Source organism: Geobacillus sp. LEMMY01 (assembly GCF_002042905.1).
Lineage (GTDB): Bacteria > Bacillota > Bacilli > Bacillales > Anoxybacillaceae > Geobacillus > Geobacillus proteiniphilus.
Genome location: NZ_MVKA01000007.1, coordinates 68,404 through 84,071 on the forward strand (window position 1 = coordinate 68,404; position 15,668 = coordinate 84,071).

At 53.8% G+C, this 15,668-nt stretch carries 16 protein-coding genes and 1 riboswitch; of the genes, 8 read left to right on the forward strand and 8 right to left on the reverse strand.

What is annotated here, in order from left to right; all coding sequences use genetic code 11:
• Nucleotides 1-21: 21 nt before the first annotated feature.
• From sigX to hepT, 4 genes are all read left to right on the forward strand, one after another.
• A complete protein-coding gene (gene sigX, locus B1A75_RS05045; RefSeq protein ID WP_074043951.1) occupies nt 22-567 on the forward strand; it encodes an RNA polymerase sigma factor SigX in 546 nt (181 codons plus the stop codon).
• Nucleotides 545-1,639, forward strand: a complete 1,095-nt coding sequence (locus tag B1A75_RS05050) for a GerMN domain-containing protein (protein WP_079935848.1) — start codon at nt 545-547, stop codon at nt 1,637-1,639. Before sigX ends, B1A75_RS05050 begins: the two co-directional genes overlap by 23 nt.
• A gap of 165 nt (nt 1,640-1,804) precedes the next feature.
• Entirely contained in the window at nt 1,805-2,860 is a 1,056-nt protein-coding gene (locus B1A75_RS05055; protein WP_079935849.1) for an RNA-guided endonuclease TnpB family protein, read from the forward strand.
• A gap of 154 nt (nt 2,861-3,014) precedes the next feature.
• The gene (gene hepT, locus B1A75_RS05060; RefSeq protein ID WP_074042966.1) at nt 3,015-3,347 is read left to right on the forward strand and encodes a type VII toxin-antitoxin system HepT family RNase toxin; all 333 of its coding nucleotides are present in this window, start codon (nt 3,015-3,017) and stop codon (nt 3,345-3,347) included.
• 27 nt (nt 3,348-3,374) lie between these two features.
• Here hepT and B1A75_RS05065 read toward each other — a convergent pair whose 3' ends face one another.
• From B1A75_RS05065 to B1A75_RS05085, 5 genes are all read right to left on the reverse strand, one after another.
• A complete protein-coding gene (locus tag B1A75_RS05065; RefSeq protein WP_079935850.1) occupies nt 3,375-4,028 on the reverse strand; it encodes a TetR/AcrR family transcriptional regulator in 654 nt (217 codons plus the stop codon).
• An 11-nt stretch (nt 4,029-4,039) separates the two neighbouring features.
• Nucleotides 4,040-5,065: an ABC transporter permease gene (locus tag B1A75_RS05070; RefSeq protein ID WP_079935851.1), complete on the reverse strand. Its 1,026-nt coding sequence runs from the start codon at nt 5,063-5,065 to the stop codon at nt 4,040-4,042.
• Nucleotides 5,062-5,790: an ABC transporter ATP-binding protein gene (locus tag B1A75_RS05075; RefSeq protein WP_079935852.1), complete on the reverse strand. Its 729-nt coding sequence runs from the start codon at nt 5,788-5,790 to the stop codon at nt 5,062-5,064. Before B1A75_RS05075 ends, B1A75_RS05070 begins: the two co-directional genes overlap by 4 nt.
• 131 nt (nt 5,791-5,921) lie before the next feature.
• Complete coding sequence (locus B1A75_RS05080; protein ID WP_079935853.1) at nt 5,922-6,440, reverse strand: GNAT family N-acetyltransferase; 519 nt, start codon at nt 6,438-6,440, stop codon at nt 5,922-5,924.
• A 90-nt stretch (nt 6,441-6,530) separates the two neighbouring features.
• On the reverse strand, nt 6,531-8,225 hold the full coding sequence (locus B1A75_RS05085; protein WP_079935854.1) for a M3 family oligoendopeptidase: 1,695 nt from the start codon (nt 8,223-8,225) through the stop codon (nt 6,531-6,533).
• Nucleotides 8,226-8,549: 324 nt separating this feature from the next.
• A riboswitch (Lysine riboswitch) is annotated at nt 8,550-8,729 on the forward strand.
• Between the two features lie 76 nt (nt 8,730-8,805).
• Between B1A75_RS05085 and B1A75_RS05090 the strand changes: the two genes are divergently transcribed.
• From B1A75_RS05090 to B1A75_RS05100, 3 genes are all read left to right on the forward strand, one after another.
• Entirely contained in the window at nt 8,806-10,230 is a 1,425-nt protein-coding gene (locus B1A75_RS05090; RefSeq protein ID WP_079935855.1) for an amino acid permease, read from the forward strand.
• A gap of 118 nt (nt 10,231-10,348) precedes the next feature.
• Nucleotides 10,349-12,370, forward strand: coding sequence for a S9 family peptidase (locus B1A75_RS05095; RefSeq protein WP_079935856.1), 2,022 nt, complete (start codon nt 10,349-10,351; stop codon nt 12,368-12,370).
• A 19-nt stretch (nt 12,371-12,389) separates the two neighbouring features.
• Complete coding sequence (locus tag B1A75_RS05100; RefSeq protein WP_074042971.1) at nt 12,390-12,938, forward strand: short-chain dehydrogenase; 549 nt, start codon at nt 12,390-12,392, stop codon at nt 12,936-12,938.
• A gap of 61 nt (nt 12,939-12,999) precedes the next feature.
• Here the strand turns inward: B1A75_RS05100 and B1A75_RS05105 are convergent, their stop codons facing one another.
• Nucleotides 13,000-13,566 carry a phosphate propanoyltransferase gene (locus tag B1A75_RS05105; protein ID WP_074042972.1) on the reverse strand — a complete coding sequence of 189 codons (567 nt, stop codon included), beginning with the start codon at nt 13,564-13,566 and terminating at the stop codon, nt 13,000-13,002.
• A gap of 87 nt (nt 13,567-13,653) precedes the next feature.
• Complete coding sequence (locus tag B1A75_RS05110) at nt 13,654-14,103, reverse strand: MarR family winged helix-turn-helix transcriptional regulator (protein ID WP_074042973.1); 450 nt, start codon at nt 14,101-14,103, stop codon at nt 13,654-13,656.
• Between the two features lie 219 nt (nt 14,104-14,322).
• Here B1A75_RS05110 and B1A75_RS05115 point away from each other — a divergent pair, with 219 nt between their 5' ends.
• The gene (locus B1A75_RS05115; RefSeq protein ID WP_074042974.1) at nt 14,323-15,057 is read left to right on the forward strand and encodes a ZIP family metal transporter; all 735 of its coding nucleotides are present in this window, start codon (nt 14,323-14,325) and stop codon (nt 15,055-15,057) included.
• Between the two features lie 45 nt (nt 15,058-15,102).
• On the opposite strand, the gene B1A75_RS05120 is transcribed toward B1A75_RS05115, so the two are convergent.
• On the reverse strand, nt 15,103-15,645 hold the full coding sequence (locus B1A75_RS05120) for a 1,2-dihydroxy-3-keto-5-methylthiopentene dioxygenase (RefSeq protein WP_074042975.1): 543 nt from the start codon (nt 15,643-15,645) through the stop codon (nt 15,103-15,105).
• Nucleotides 15,646-15,668 lie beyond the last annotated feature (23 nt).

Sequence of the window (15,668 nt, forward strand, 5' to 3'; positions counted from 1 at the left end):
GGAGATAGGGGGAGAGAAGCGATGGACCCCGTCTTTGAAAAGTTGTATGAAAAGTACCATAATGATTTGTTTAATTTTTTATTCTACATGGTGCGGAATCGAGAGCAGGCCGAAGATTTGGTTCAGGAAGTGTACGTCAGAGTGCTGCGCTCATACAAACGATTTAAAGGGCAGTGTAGCGAAAAAACGTGGCTGCTGTCCATTGCGCGCCATGTGGCCATTGACTTTTTCCGCAAGCAAAAACGCCGACGCCAATGGGCTGGTTCGGCGGAATGGAGCGAGGAACAAATCGGCGCCGACGAGCCGATTCCTGAGGAAATGGCGATTCAAAAAGAGGAGATTCAGCTTATGTACCGTGGTTTGGCGCGCTGCACGGTTGATCAGCGGCTTGTGCTCGTCCTTCGATTCATCCAGTCGCTGTCGATCGCGGAAACGGCGGAAGCGCTCGGCTGGACGGAAAGCAAAGTGAAAACAACGCAGCACCGCGCACTAAAGGCGCTCAAGCAATATATGGAGGAAGAGGCAAAACAGGAGGGGTGGCGGTGTGAAAAAGCTCAATTGGAATGAGCGATGCATTGAACATGGCCTTGAACAGTTGCCCGTCATCAAAGACCGGCGCACGAAAGAAGAAGTGTATGCCCGGCTGGTGCGCGCTCAGCGGATGGCGCGCTGGAAGCGGCGTTGGCTCCCAGCGGTTGCATCGGCGGCCGTGCTTGCATCGGCGGTTTATGCCAGTCCGCATTTCATCGTTCCAACACGTTCGGACAAAAACGAGGCTTCCTCATCCCCTGTTCAGACGTTGCAGGCGGATGGCGCTTCCTCTCACCCAAAAGCGATGATGGCCGTCAGCGAACCGGCGAATGCAGTGGTTATTGCCTTGCCCGATGAGCGGATCGGCCAAGTGGTGCCAGTGGTTGTTCCCCTTCTTGGCCGTTCCGCGTCGGAAGAACGACTGTCCGCGGCGCTGAGTGAGCTTGCCCGTTCCCCGTTGCGTGAGGCGTCCGCGTGGCTCGACGGTGTGAAGATGGCCCCGGCGACAGGCGATGGGCGCGTATGGGTTGTTCGCGTTCCAGCGAGCCATCGCGTGTTTGCCGCCAGCCATGAGGAACAACGCCTCTTTTTCGACGCGGTCATGGAAACAGTGCGGCAGATGGGCGGGCGAAGCATCCGCTTTTTCACTGGGGAGGAAGAAGGGCTCGATTTGCCAGTGTTTGGTCGTCTAAAAACGACAAAAATCAACCAGCAGAAGCGAATGTATTATCAAAACCGCTCCTCCTCCTTCGGCTATACGGTGCTCATCCCGGCGCCAGGCAGCGCCCGCTCGTTTCCTGAGGCGCTGCAGCAGATGAAAAAATCGACGATCCACGGGCTTGAGCCGGCCATTCCATCAGGGGTGGAAGTTGATTCGGTCGATGTCGATGCGCGCCATGCTACGGTCCGGCTTCATTTGTCCGCTCGGCCAAGCGCGGAAGAAGCGGCGAGCATGGCAGAGGCGGTGTTGCTGACGGCGAAAGAGTTTGGGCTGCTTGACGTCACATTCGAGTCGAGCGGGTTATCGACTCTTGGCCCGTATCCGCTTGGGAAGCCGATCAACGTGCCGGCCGGACCGAACGCCGCGTTGTTGGCGGCCGACCCGTAGCCGCCAGCGTGAGCTCTTAGCGGTTTTTAGACGGTATCATTTTGTTACAGACCCGCGAGCGAGAAAGCCCACTCCTTTAGGGGTGGGATGAAAGCGAGCCGTTTTCTTATATTGAATGATTATGAAAAAAACGGTATCCTGTCATCGCCACAAGGAGGTGAATCCATGCCGACGATCACACTAAGGCTGGAGCTGTACAACCCAACGAAAGTCAAACAAGACATGTATAAACGGATGACAGAAGTGAATACCGCGTTTGCGAATTGGCTGTTGAATCATCCCGAGCTGAATCAAGCGACGAGCAAACKATTTAAAGARTTTTCRTCGCAGCGGTTYCCTTCTGCCGTCGTGAATCAGACGATTCGAGAAGTGAAGTCYCAAAAGAAAAACCAGAAAACAAAGAAGTTYCGAACATTMTGGTGTTGCTTTAACAATCAAAACGTGAAGGTGGAAAAGAAAGGAGCGTTCTACACGGTTTCCTTCCCCACACTGGAGAAGCGAATTGGCGTGCCGGTCGTCACGCGCTCCTATCAAGAAGCATGGCTGAACCGGCTGATCAATGGAACCGCCAAACAAGGGGCCGCCAAGCTGTACAAAAAGAGAAAAAAATGGTATTTAGCGATCGCGATCACCTTTGAAGTCAAGCCGCGTCACGAAACAAAGGTGATGGGGGTTGACCTTGGGCTTCGCTATATCGCCGTGGCCAGCGTGGGAACGAAATCGTTGTTTTTCAAAGGGAACCAATGCGCCTTTGTGCGCCGACGATATGCGGCTTTGCGGCGCAAATGGCAAAAAGCCAAGAAACTTCGCGCGGTGCGAAAAATCGGAAACAAAGAATCCCGTTGGATGAAGGATGTCAACCACAAAATTAGCCGTCAAATTGTCCATTTTGCGCTCGCCAACGGTGTTGGCGTGATTCGGATGGAAGAGTTGACAGGGATTCGCAAGCGGGCAGCATCGGCCAAAGAAACGGGGCGAAGTCTTCATGCTTGGGCGTTTCATCAACTGCAAACGATGATTGCCTATAAAGCCGAAATGGCAGGCATTCGGGTGGAGTGGGTGAAGCCGACCTACACGAGCCAAACGTGTAAATGCGGACATCGAGAGAAAGCGAACCGGAACGGCATCCGCTTTCAGTGTAAAACATGCGGATACACCATCCACGCCGACTTGAATGGCGCGATCAACATCGCCAAAGCGATTTCGGGCTTCGCCTCCTAACCTAGCGCACTGGTCACAGGTGCGCCGCCCATGGGGGTACATCGTAACCCGATGGGACGGGGTGATGACACACCCCTAAACTTGGGCGTGGCCCGAACCAGAAATGGAGGAGGGCGCCAACGACCCAAGAATCCCACGGCTTTAGCCGTGTGGAGTGTCAAAAAATTATACAAAGCAAGACTCGATCATTCTCAATTTACAGCGGGCGTGCGAGGCCTGCATCGATTTGGCCATGCATATCGTGGCCGAGCAGAAATTCGGACTGCCGCAGCATAGCCGCGATGCGTTCTCCCTTCTTGAAGAACACGGCGTGATCTCTTCCGCTGTAAGCAAAAAGATGAAGGCGATGGTCGGATTCCGCAACATCGCCGTTCACGACTACCAACAACTGAACCTTGGCATCTTGCAAGCCATCGTCGAACACCATCTTGATGATTTCAAACAATTTACGAAAGCCATCCTCGATTATGCCAAGAAAAACAGCTAGGCCGGCTTCCGCGCGGAAGCCGGCCGTTTAGCGCCGCAGACCGTTCATCAACACGTGAATCGTCCGCTCCATCTCCGCCTCATCGTCCCAATTGTGGTCAGGCAAAAGGAGAAAACGAGCGGCCAAAAAGCCGGCGAGCGATGTGATCGTCAAACGAATGACCGAATCAACCGGCCACTCGGCCAACTCCCCTTTCTCTTGAAAATGGCGGACAATGCGGGCGAATTTTGGATACACGTGCTCTGTAAACACGCGTTGAAAGCACTGTTTAATCTCGGAATGAAAGGCGAGCTCCTGCCAAAGCACACGAATCGCCGGCAAATATTTTTTCACAAACGCATAGCGGTTGGCGAACACCGCGCGCAAAAACTGTTCGTACGTCTCATATTCGTTGTCAAACACTTCGCGGACGAATTCTTTCGCCAAAAATGGGGCGACGGACTGAAACAATGTCGGCGTGACGATGGCCAACAGCAAGTCTTTTTTCGTCTTATAATGGCGGAAGATCGTCCCTTCCGCCACCCCGGCCTTTTTGGCGATTTCGCTCGTCGAGGTCGCCGCATAGCCTTTTTCGGCAAACATTTCAATGGCGGCTTCCAAAATTTTCAGCTGCTTTTCACTGAACTGCTCTTTCCTGCCGCCTATTTGCAGCAGCTCTTGAATCCATGGATGCTCCCTCATGGCTATACTCCTTACAGCTTGCGATATTTTTTCAGCGCTACTACATTGAATACCATAAACAGCAACGTAAAGCCAAGCAGCACGTACACATCAACGGCGATGGCGCCAAAGCCCTCTCCGCGCACCATAATATCGCGCAGCGCGTCCGCCCCGTATGTGAGCGGCATGATGACGCTCAGCGAGCGAAGCCATTCTTCCATCGTGTTAAGATTGAACAAGCCGGAGAAAAACACTTGCGGCACGACGACAAGCGGGATAAACTGCACCATTTGCAGCTCGTTGTTGGCGAACGCCGACAGCAGCATCCCAAGCGCAAGCGCCGTCATCGCCAGCAAAAACGTAATGAGCAGCACATACCCGAACGTACCTTCCATCATCATGTCAAGCACATCAATGGCAAACCATGAAATTAAGCTTGCTTGAATCGTCGTAAACAATCCGAACCCGATCATGTAGCCGGCGACCATTTCCCAGCGCCTGAGCGGCGTCGCCATCAGCCGCTCGAGCGTCCCGTTCGTCCGCTCGCGCAAAAATGACACTCCGGCAATCAAAAAGACGAAAAAGAAGACGAAAAATCCGATCAATACGGGACCAAAATAATCGAATGACGCCATATCGCTCGACCCGTGCCAATACGTTGTTTTCAGCTGAAACGGGGGCTTTGGCGCCAATGACTGAAACGCCTGTTGCACCGTGGCCATCACCGCCTGGTTGGCAGTCGGGTCGCTTCCTTCCAGCGTGACGTGCGGAGCGCTTCCGTTCATGTCAAGCCATGCGTCAATGTCTTGATCGTCCAGCTGCTTTCGCGCCTGTTGTTCCGACAGCTCTTTCACTTTCGCCCCTGCTTCTTTCAACTTGTCAACAACCGCCTCAGGCACGTGTTCGCTGACGGCAATGGCTGGTTTGTATTCTTCTCCATTAAACACCAAATCCATTAACAACAAGACGAACATCGGCGCGACAATCATGAGCGCCAGCGTGCGCTTGTCGCGGAAAAACTGGCGGATGATGCGGACGACAATGGCCAACACTCTCATCGACGGACACCTCCAAACGTCAAAAACGCTTGCTCAATCGTTTCCGCGCCTGCTTCCTGTTTCAATTCATCCGGGCGGCCGACGGCGATCAAACGGCCTTCGCGAATCATGCCAAGCCGCCCGCACTTTTCCGCTTCATCCATCACATGGGTCGTGACGACAATGGTTGTGCCGCGCCGGCGAATCCGCTCGAGCTCCGCCCAAATCGATTGGCGCAGCACCGGATCGATGCCGACCGTCGGCTCATCCAAAATGAGCACGTCCGGTTCATGAAGCAAGGCGATCGCCAGCGACAACCGACGCTTCATCCCTCCTGAATATTGGTGCACCGGCTTTTTCCGATCATTCGTTAAGTTGACAAGCTCCAGCATGTCATCGATCCGCTCTTTTTGTTTTTTCCCTCGCAACCCGTAGATGGAAGCAAAAAATTGCATGTTCTCCAGCGCGGTCAATTCTCCGTACAGGGCATCCGACTGGGCCATAAAGCCGATCCGCTTCATGGCGCCAAGATTGGGCATATTCACGCCGAGCACGCGAATCGTGCCTTCGCTCGCCGCATCAATGCCGGCGATCATGCGCACCAACGTCGTTTTTCCTGCACCCGACGGGCCGAGCAGACCGAAAATTTCTCCCGCCCGGACATCCAACGACACATCGTCGATGACCACTTTTTTTCCAAACCGCTTGGAGACACGCTCTACTTGAATACATGGATTGGCGGTCATTGCTTTTCTCCCCCTCTGCATAGTAGTGAGTAATCACTCATATATAGTATAAAAAAGATAAACCTTTTCGTAAAGTGAGTAATCACTCACAAAACGAATTTTTTTAAGCTGCCGACGGTTCGGCAGCCCACCTACTGTTCCATCAATTGGACGTCTCGCCAGCCGTAGCACGACTCCAATAACGCTTTCCCTCCGATTTCCACCCTTTCCTCGGCCACTTTTTCACCGCCAAGCCGTTCATAAAAACAGCGTGACGGGTTGTCGGCAAGCACCCAAACAGCCATGGACTGAATGCCCTTTTGCGCCAAATCGCGGGTCAACGCTTGAACGAGCTGCCGGCCGAGCCCTTTTCCTTGCGCCTCTTTAAGCAAATAAATCGCATACAGCTCCCCGTCATACTTCGCTATCGGACCGTCGGATGCTCGATTTCGTCCGCCGGAGACAAATCCAACGACGCGCCCGTTTTCCTCGGCGACAAACACAGAATGATCCGATTGGCTGAGCACCTTCTCCCATAGGGGTTGTTTTTCTCCCACTGACAACGTCTCCAAGTACGCGTCCGGCACAATGCCGCTGTATGTCGTCTTCCAACTTTCGACGTGGACCGAAGCGATGGCCGGTGCGTCGGCCCATGTGGCTTTACGGATCATCGTTTTCCCCCTTTGCCCCAGTTTGGTAGAAGTTTTCAAAATAAAGAAAGGCAGGGCGGTGCTGTTCCAGCCCGCCTTCTTTGCTTCTTTTTACAATGCTTCGTCATCGACGCTGTCCAGCCACCGCTCGATATGGCCGATAACCGAAGCGACCGCCCCGTCAGCAAACGGCGACTGGAGGTTTGCGCTTTTGACGAGCTCGGTAAACGGCTGGCTGCCGCCCAATCGACAAAGCGCCACATAGTCGCGCCACGCCGAAGACCGGTCGTCTTGCGCTCGCTTCCAAAACTGGAACGCACACACTTGAGCCAATGTATAATCAATGTAATAAAACGGGTCGGTGTAAATGTGCCCTTGCCGTTGCCAAAATCCGCCGCGCTCAAGGTAGTCATGGCCGTCGTAGTCTCTTGTCGGCAAGTACGTTTTTTCTATGTCACGCCAGACTCTCTTCCGCTCAGCCGGCGTCATGCCCGGATTCTCGTAGACAGCGTGCTGGAACTCATCGACCGCAACGCCGTACGGCAAAAACAACAGCGCGTCGCTCAAATGGGCGAACCGGTATTTGTCGGCGTCTTCGGCGAAAAAGAGCTCCATCCACGGCCATGTGAAAAACTCCATGCTCATCGAGTGGATTTCACACGCCTCAAGCGTCGGCCAGTTGTATTCCGGAATGTCGTAATGGCGACTCTCATACACTTGGAACGCATGCCCGGCTTCATGGGTGAGTACGTCAATGTCGCCCGAGGTGCCGGTAAAATTGGAGAAAATAAACGGCGCCTTATAGTCATCGATATAGGTGCAATAGCCGCCGCCAGCCTTGCCTTTTTTCGCCACAAGATCCATGAGCTCGTGTTCGACCATATAGCGGAAAAACTCGCCTGTTTCCGTCGACAGCTCTTCATACATTTGCCGGCCGTTTTTGACGATCCAATCGGCGTCCCCTTTTGGCGCTGGATTGCCGGTCGGGAACATAAACGGCTCGTCATAATAGTAAAGCTTCTCCACCTGAATCCGTTGCCGCTGGCGCTCGCGCAGCTTTGAAGCGAGCGGGACGATGTGCGTTTTCACTTGCCGGCGGAAGTGGGCGACCATGTCGGCATTGTAATCGGTTCGGCCTAAACGGGCATAGCCGAGCTCAACAAAATTTTTGAACCCCAGCTTCCGGGCGATCGCCGTGCGGACGTGGACAAGCTCATCATACAGCTCATCGAGCTCCTTTTCATGGTCAGTGAAAAACGAAAACCGCGCTTCGTTGGCCCGTTTGCGCATCGTGCGGTCCGGCGACTCAACAAACGGCTGCAGCTGGGCGAGCGTCCGCTCCTCGCCTTCAAACATGATTTTCGCCGATGCGATGAGCTTCGTATATTCGCTTGCCAGCTTGTTTTCTTTTTGCAAATCCTCGACAATCGCCGACGCGTACGTTTTCAGCTGCGTTTCCGCCAAGGCAAACAGCTGTTTCCCCCACACCTCTTCAAGATCACTGCGAAACGGCGAAGCGACGAGCGCACGGTAATAGTCGTTGACAAGCCCCTTGACGACTGGCTCCGTTTCGTCGAAAAAGTCTTGCTCTTTTTTATAAAATTCATCGTTCGTATCGATCGTATGGCGAATATGGCAAAGGTTCGCCATCGTACTGTAGCGGCGGCGCAGCTCATTGATCCGCTTCATCGCCTCGTGCTGCAAGGCGGCGCTCCCCGCACGGCGGAACGAATCGAGCGCTTCTTGAAACGATGCCTGCAATTGAGTGATGTCCGGCCGCTCATAACGAAACTCAGAAAACTTCATGCTCATCCCCTTCTTTCCTGATCACCTTTTCACGGAATATGATGATGGGAAAAGATCCATCCCCAGTGAAATGAACCTTTTCCATGTTTCACCGACCAATTGTATATTCGTCGGAGTTCAAAAATATCCTCTTTTTCCAAACCCTAAAATACATTTCCATTTTACCCCACACAAACCATACTGAGCAATAATCATGTATGGTAGTAAAAAAGAGTGTCTATGAACATCCAACGTCTTGATCCACTCTTTCCAACAAAAAGATATTGACGATATTTGTCGAATTAAGTAATATAATGTCGGCAACCATATACCCCCTCTCCACTTTAATGGGATAGAGGTTGCGGTGAACAAAAGTAGCGCTGCCGAGGCCCGGAGCGGTCCATGACGCAGCGGGAAAGGGTTCACCGCCGAAGTTTGCGTCGCGCTCCGGCGGCGCAAGCTGGGCCTGCGGCCGAACAGGCGCAGGACTGCCATCGCCTGCGGCGGTGGAGCGCTATCGCCATTCAGTGTGGATGCGAATCTATCATGCACCCGCTGAAGAGGCGCGGGTGCTTTCTTTTATGGAAGGAGCGTTTTCATCTTGGACAATCAGCGAAAACTTGGAATTTGGGTATTAACGGCGCTCGTCGTTGGCAATATGGTTGGTTCCGGCATTTTTATGCTGCCGCGCTCGTTGGCGGAGGCGGCGAGCCCCATCGGCGTGATGCTCGCCTGGCTGCTGACCGGAGCCGGCGTCCTAATGACGGCGCTTGTTTTCGGCAACTTGGCGATCCGTAAGCCCGACTTAGGCGGCGGACCGCAAATTTACGCGAAGGAGCTGTTTCCGAAAGGCTCCAATCTCTCGATTTTATCGGGATTTATGTCATCATGGGGCTACTGGGTCGGCAACTTTGCCGGCAACGTCGCGATCATTACGACATTTACAAGCTACTTGTCGACGTTTTTCCCGGTGCTGACAAGCAGTAAAACGGTGCTTGAGATCGGCTCGTTTGCGCTGAAACTGGGGAATTTGCTGACGTTTCTCGTCTGCACGGCGCTCCTTTGGGGGATGCATTTCCTCATTTTGCGCGGTGTAGAAGACGCCGGGAAGCTGAATTTTGTGGCGACAGCAGCGAAAGTGCTCGGCTTTTTCCTGTTTATCATCATCACGCTGTTTGCGTTTGACAAAGCAGTCATCGGCCCGCTTGACGCTCCTCGCTATGACGGGGACGGACAGCCGATCGGTTTGCTTGGGCAAATCAACAACGCCGCTTTATCGACGCTCTGGGCGTTTGTCGGCGTCGAATCGGCGATGGTGTTCGCTTCCCGTGCGCGCAAACAGGCCGATGTGAAGTGGGCGACAATCGCCGGCCTGCTCATCGCCTTAGCCATTTACATCGGCATCAGCTTTTTGGTGATGGGCATCTTGCCGCAAAATAAACTCATTCAATCGGAAAAACCGCTCGTTGACGCCATCATTGCCATCGTCGGACCGGCGGGCGGCTACGTGCTGGCTGGTCTTGGGCTCATCAGCCTGCTCGGCTCAACGCTCGGCTGGATATTGTTGAGCGCCGAAGTGCCGTACCAAGCGGCAAAACAAGGGCTGTTTCTGCCGGTGTTTTTGAAGGAAAACAAGAAAAACGTACCGAGCTTCTCGCTTACGTTGTCGAACGTCTTGGCGCAATTGTTTATTTTCTCGACCGTTTCCCACTCGATGGCCGCGGCGTTTGACTTCGTCATTTACATCGCCACGCTCGCCTATCTCGTTCCGTATTTGATCGCTTCCGTCTTTCAGTTGAAACTCACGCTCACCGGCGAAACGTACATGGCGGCGCGCGAGCGGCTGGCTGACGGCATCATTGCGGCGCTGGCGACGGTGTATTCCATCTGGGTCGTCATCGCCGGCACGTCGGACTTAAAAACATTTCTGCTCGGCGTCGCCTTGCTCGCCAGCGGCTTGATCTTCTACCCACAAGTGAGAAAAGCAGCACGGCAGGCGAACGAAAAACAAAAATTATCAGCATAACCAAAAACGGGCGTCCGGTCCATCCGGCGTTCGTTTTTTTATTGAGGGGCAGGATTTTTCTTTCGAAAAACGAAGTAATAGGTTGACCGTGCATTTTTTGTGAAAGAAGGGATGAGGCATGAACAACGAACATCAATCCAAACGCCGCGGCATAACGGTGGAAGATTTGCTTCGCCTCCGCTCGGTGCGCGACCCGCACTACGCGCCGGACGGGACGCGCGTCGTGTTTGTGGAAAAATCGATTGATGAGGAAAAACAATACCGCTCCCATTTATGGTTATGGACGGCAGACGGCTCCGTCCGTCAATGGACGTTCGGGCCGCGGCGCGACATGAAGCCGCGCTTTTCCCCGAACGGCGAAACGATCGCGTTTTTGTCTGACCGCTCCGGGCGCACGCAGCTTTGGCTTTTGCCCGCCAATGGCGGCGAGGCACGCCAACTGACGTTTTTCAAAAACGGTGTGCGCGATTACGTTTGGTCGCCGGACGGGACGTTTCTCATCGTCCTAACGACGCTTGGCGACGAAGAAACGATCGAAGACCGGGAAGAATCGAAAAAGGAGGAAACGAAGCCAGCTGACCTGAAGCCGCGCGTTGTGGAGCGTCTCTATTATAAATCAGACGCGTCGGGTTTTCTTGACGGCAAGCGGGACGTGCTGGTGCGCATCGATGCGGCGTCAGGAAAAACCGAAGCGTTGACGGGCCGCGAGGAAGAAATCGGTTCGTTTGCGATTTCACCCAATGGACGGACGCTCGCCTTTGTTGCCAACCGAAACGATGATCCGGACAAAACCTTTACGCGCGACATTGTTTTGCTTGATCTCGAGTCGAAAGCGGAAACGAACTTGACGAACGGATGCGGTACATTCGCTTCGCTCGCCTGGTCGCCGGACGGAACGAAGCTCGCCGCCATCGGCCATGATCTTGCTTATCTCGGGGCTACGCTTCACCGGCTTTACGTCTTTGAGCCGGAGCGTGGAACGAAGCGGGTGCTGACCGCCGATTGGGACGTCCATCTCGGCGATGCCATGGTCGGCGACACACACGCTGATGCGAAAGGCCCGGGCCCGATTTGGGCGAGCGACGGGAGCGGCCTGTATGTCACCGCCTCGGAGCGCGGACGCGTCAACTTGTATTTCGTCCCGCACGACGGCCCGATCGTTCCGATGATCGAAGGCGACTTCCATTTATACGGTTTAGCCATCCACCCAAGCGAACAGCAAGCCATCGCCGCCATGAGCGAGCCGACGGTCATTGGCGATTTGTATATGATCTCGCTCGAAGACGGAACGAAAACACGGCTTACGCGTGCCAATGAAGCGCTCGAAAACGAAGTGGTGTTCGCCGATGCCGAACCGTTTACGTATCGATCGACGGATGGTTGGGAGATTCAAGGCTGGATCATGAAACCGCCCGGGCTTGGCAAAGGGGAAAAGGCGCCGCTTGTCGTCGAAATTCACGGCGGACCGCATGCGATGTACGGATTTACATTTTTCCATGAATTTCAACTGCTCGTTTCGCGTGGTTATGCGGTCTTGTTCACGAACCCGCGCGGCAGCCACGGATATGGACAGGCATTCGTCAATGCCGTGCGCGGCGACTATGGCGGCATGGATTATGAAGACATTATGGCCGGCGTCGACGCCGCGATCAGCAAGTTCGACTTCATTGACGAGACACGGCTTGGCGTCACCGGCGGCAGCTACGGCGGGTTTATGACCAATTGGATCGTCGGGCATACCGACCGTTTCAAAGCGGCTGTCACCCAGCGTTCCATTTCCAACTGGCTCAGTTTCTCCGGAGTGAGTGACATCGGCTACTTTTTTACGAAATGGGAAGTCGGCTGCGACATCTGGGAAGACGCCGAGCGGCTTTGGCATCACTCGCCGCTCAAATACGTCAAACATATGCGCACGCCGCTGTTGGTTTTGCACAGCGAGCGCGATTACCGCTGCCCGATCGAGCAGGCGGAACAGCTGTTTATCGCATTGAAACAACTCGGGCGGGAAACAAAACTTGTCCGCTTCCCGGACGCCAACCACGATGATTTGTCGCGCACCGGCAACCCGGTGCTCCGGCTTGAGCGGCTTCGCCATATCGTCGAATGGTTTGACCGTTATTTGAAAGGATCGCTGCATTAACCCGAAAGGAGGAGCCGCCATGCACGCACTCGTCATCGGTGGGACAGGCATGTTGGCTGACGTGTCGCTTTGGCTTGTGCGGGAAGGATATCATGTGTCCGTCATCGCCCGCCACCGCGCACGGATGAAGCAGCTCATCGACCGCACTGGACAGATGGCGTCCATCACCCCGCTTCTTGTCGATTATCGCGATCAAGAAACGCTATGTTCTTTTATTTGCCAAACGATCAGAGAAAATGGAACATTTGATCTGATCATCGCGTGGGTGCATACGGATGAAACGCAGGCGCTGTCCTCCATCATTTGGAAAAATAGCAGACACCCCAGTCCTTGGCGGCTGTTTCACGTGCTCGGCAGCCGCGCCGATCCAACCGAGATGAAACAGAAACTCTGTTTGCCTGCCGCTTGCCTGTACCGGCAAGTTCAGCTCGGCTTTGTCGTGGAAGAACATGGTTCGCGCTGGCTCACCCATCAAGAAATCAGCGGCGGCATCATCGATGCCATCCGGCATGATGCGCCGTTTCATCTTGTCGGCACACTAGAGCCATCCAAGAAGCGTCCGCGTTAACGGGAAGCGCCCTCTCGGGACGAACGAGAGGGCGCATTGTCTCCCATTGCTGCGGATGATTTCACGACGGAAGCAGTTCGACATAATCGCCGGTTTTCAAGCCAGCTGCGTTCGCTTCATCCGTGTCAATGTGCATATCTAAAGCAAAATCTTCACTGACGCGGATGATGACTTCATCGAAAATGAGCGCCCGTTCCCCTTGTGTTTTCACTTTCACGACTTGTTTGTCGCGGACGCCAAACGTTTCCGCATCTTTCGGCGTCATATGAATGTGCCGCTTGGCGATGATCACCCCTTTGTCGACGGTCACTGTCCCCTTCGGCCCGTGAATCGTGATGCCCGGCGTCCCGTCAATGTCGCCGGATAAGCGGACCGGCGGCGCGACACCGAGCTTAAAGCTGTCCGTTTTTGAAATCTCGAGCTGGGTGAGCGAACGGACCGGGCCGAGGACGCGGACGTTTTCGATTTTCCCTTTCGGTCCTTCGACCGTCACCGTTTCTTTGGCGGCGAACTGACCGGGTTGCGACAGCGGCTTGAGCATCGTCAGCTCGGCGTCTTCGCCAAACAGCGCCGCCATATGCTCTTTCGATAAATGAATGTGGCGGTTGGACACCCCAACGGGAATCATCAATGGCGATCTCTCCTTTTTCTTGCAGTGTTATTTTCTTTATATAACGTATCCATTTTCAGCAAAATTAAAGAGACTGACGCGAGGTCAGTCTCTGCTTTTTGCGCCGTAGCCTAATTTTTTCAGCAACACGATCGCCTGTTCCTTTTCTTCCGGCGTCAGCGCCGCCACCGTTTCATGGATGGTCTCGGCATGTTCGGGGAACACGCGCTGGATGAACTGCCGGCCGCTGTCGGTGATCGACGCATACGTCACGCGGCGATCCCGCTCACAGGCGCGGCGGATGATCAGCCCCTTGCTTTCAAGCTTGTCGATGACATACGTGATGCTGCCGCTGGCGAGCAAAATTTTTTCCCCGATTTGCTGGAGCGGCTGATCGCCTTTATGGTAAAGCAGTTCGAGCACCGCAAATTCGGTCGGATTGACGCCGAACGATTGAATCGACTTGTTTACTTGGTCGCTGATCGACCGGTATGCCCGCGATAACACGATGAATAATTTTAATGACTGCTGCAACGCCTGCTCCTTTTGTTCCATAGCATCCAACCCTTTAAAGTTGACATTTTCTTACTTTCATTATACTGGAACAGCGAATTCCCGGGCAACCGTTTTTTGTTCGCGATGATGCATTTTCCTCGCCAACGGCTTTCGCTTCGGCTATGATAATTTATTATATGTCGGCGCTTGGGCGACTGTCACATTCCACTGAACGATGCATATGTGAAGAAGGAGAAAGGGTGTCAGGGAGGGAAGTGGATGAACCAAGTGTTGGCCGGAAGCGTGCTCTCCGCCTTATCAACCGGGCTTGGCGCCGTGCCGATTTTGTTTATGGCCAAATCGCTCACCCACCGGTGGCGTGACGTGCTGCTGGCCTTTTCCGCCGGCATTATGATGGCGGCTTCGATGGAAAGCCTCATCCCCGAAGCATTGCGTACCGGCGGCTTTGGTGCGCTGGCCATCGGACTGGCGGCAGGTGTGCTCGTATTGACGCTGCTTGAAATGACTGTCCCTCACATCGACTTGGAACATACGAAAAGCGGCTTACAATTTGATGAAAAAGCGATGCTCATCATTGCTGCCATTGCCTTGCACAATCTTCCGGAAGGACTGTCGGTCGGGGTGAGCTACGCCTCGGACAGCTCTTCGCAAATCGGCAATTTAATCGCCCTGGCGATTGGCTTGCAAAATGCACCGGAAGGGTTTTTGGTCGCTTTGTTTTTAGTCAACCAGCAAATCGGCCGCTTTCAAGCGTTTCTCATTGCCACGTTGACCGGAGCGGTGGAAATCGTCACATCGTTGCTTGGTTTTTACTTAACCTCCCTCTTTCGCGGGCTCGTTCCGTACGGGTTGGCGTTTGCCGCCGGGGCGATGCTGTTTATCATTTACAAAGAGCTCATTCCCGAAAGCCATGGCGATGGAAATGAACGGACATCGACGTATGCGTTTATTGTCGGCATTTTGTTTATGATTTTTCTAACACAATCGATTTAACGAAAACACCCCGCCGCCTGTATATAAGCAGCGGGGCGTTCGTTGTTATTGGACAGCTTCCTCTTTTTCTTCATACGGATGAGCGACCCAGCCGGACGGGTCGATAAACAAGCGGACAGCAACGACCCGACGGTCATCCATGAGCGTAAAGTAGTGCGGATTCCCTTCCGGCACGGAAATGACGTCGCCGGCTTCAAGCTCTACATCAAAATAGCCGGTTTCTTTGTCGCCTTTGATGATGAAAATGCCATGGCCGGCCGTAATGGCGCGCACTTCATCTTCCGTATGGATGTGCACTTGTTCAAATTTTTTCAGCAGTTCATCCAAGTTCGGCGTCGCGTCGGACAGGGCGACGATATCCCACGTTTTGTAGCCGCGGCGCGCCGCCAAATCTTCAATTTCATCTTTGAACGTCGCTAAAATTTCATTTTTTTCTTCATCCGTAAGTACGTATTTGTCGCGCAAGTGCTCCGGCAGTTTCGTGATGTCCCAATGTTCATACAACACCCCTTGACTGTTCAAAAACGCGCGCACATTCTCTTCCCCTTCAATCACTTGGCCCGTTTTTCTCACTTTGATGACTGCCATTGTTCACATCCCCCTTTGGAAAA

Excerpts from the sequence above, each read along its gene's own strand:
- B1A75_RS05085 (WP_079935854.1), bottom strand. The coding sequence starts at position 8,225 with ATGAAGTTTTCTGAGTTTCGTTATGAGCGGCCGGACATCACTCAATTG.
- B1A75_RS05095 (WP_079935856.1), top strand. The coding sequence starts at position 10,349 with ATGAACAACGAACATCAATCCAAACGCCGCGGCATAACGGTGGAAGAT.
- B1A75_RS05065 (WP_079935850.1), bottom strand. The coding sequence starts at position 4,028 with ATGAGGGAGCATCCATGGATTCAAGAGCTGCTGCAAATAGGCGGCAGG.
- sigX (WP_074043951.1), top strand. The coding sequence starts at position 22 with ATGGACCCCGTCTTTGAAAAGTTGTATGAAAAGTACCATAATGATTTG.
- B1A75_RS05110 (WP_074042973.1), bottom strand. The coding sequence starts at position 14,103 with ATGGAACAAAAGGAGCAGGCGTTGCAGCAGTCATTAAAATTATTCATC.
- B1A75_RS05120 (WP_074042975.1), bottom strand. The coding sequence starts at position 15,645 with ATGGCAGTCATCAAAGTGAGAAAAACGGGCCAAGTGATTGAAGGGGAA.
- B1A75_RS05070 (WP_079935851.1), bottom strand. The coding sequence starts at position 5,065 with ATGAGAGTGTTGGCCATTGTCGTCCGCATCATCCGCCAGTTTTTCCGC.
- B1A75_RS05105 (WP_074042972.1), bottom strand. The coding sequence starts at position 13,566 with ATGATTCCCGTTGGGGTGTCCAACCGCCACATTCATTTATCGAAAGAG.
- B1A75_RS05115 (WP_074042974.1), top strand. The coding sequence starts at position 14,323 with ATGAACCAAGTGTTGGCCGGAAGCGTGCTCTCCGCCTTATCAACCGGG.
- B1A75_RS05100 (WP_074042971.1), top strand. The coding sequence starts at position 12,390 with ATGCACGCACTCGTCATCGGTGGGACAGGCATGTTGGCTGACGTGTCG.
- B1A75_RS05080 (WP_079935853.1), bottom strand. The coding sequence starts at position 6,440 with ATGATCCGTAAAGCCACATGGGCCGACGCACCGGCCATCGCTTCGGTC.
- B1A75_RS05075 (WP_079935852.1), bottom strand. The coding sequence starts at position 5,790 with ATGACCGCCAATCCATGTATTCAAGTAGAGCGTGTCTCCAAGCGGTTT.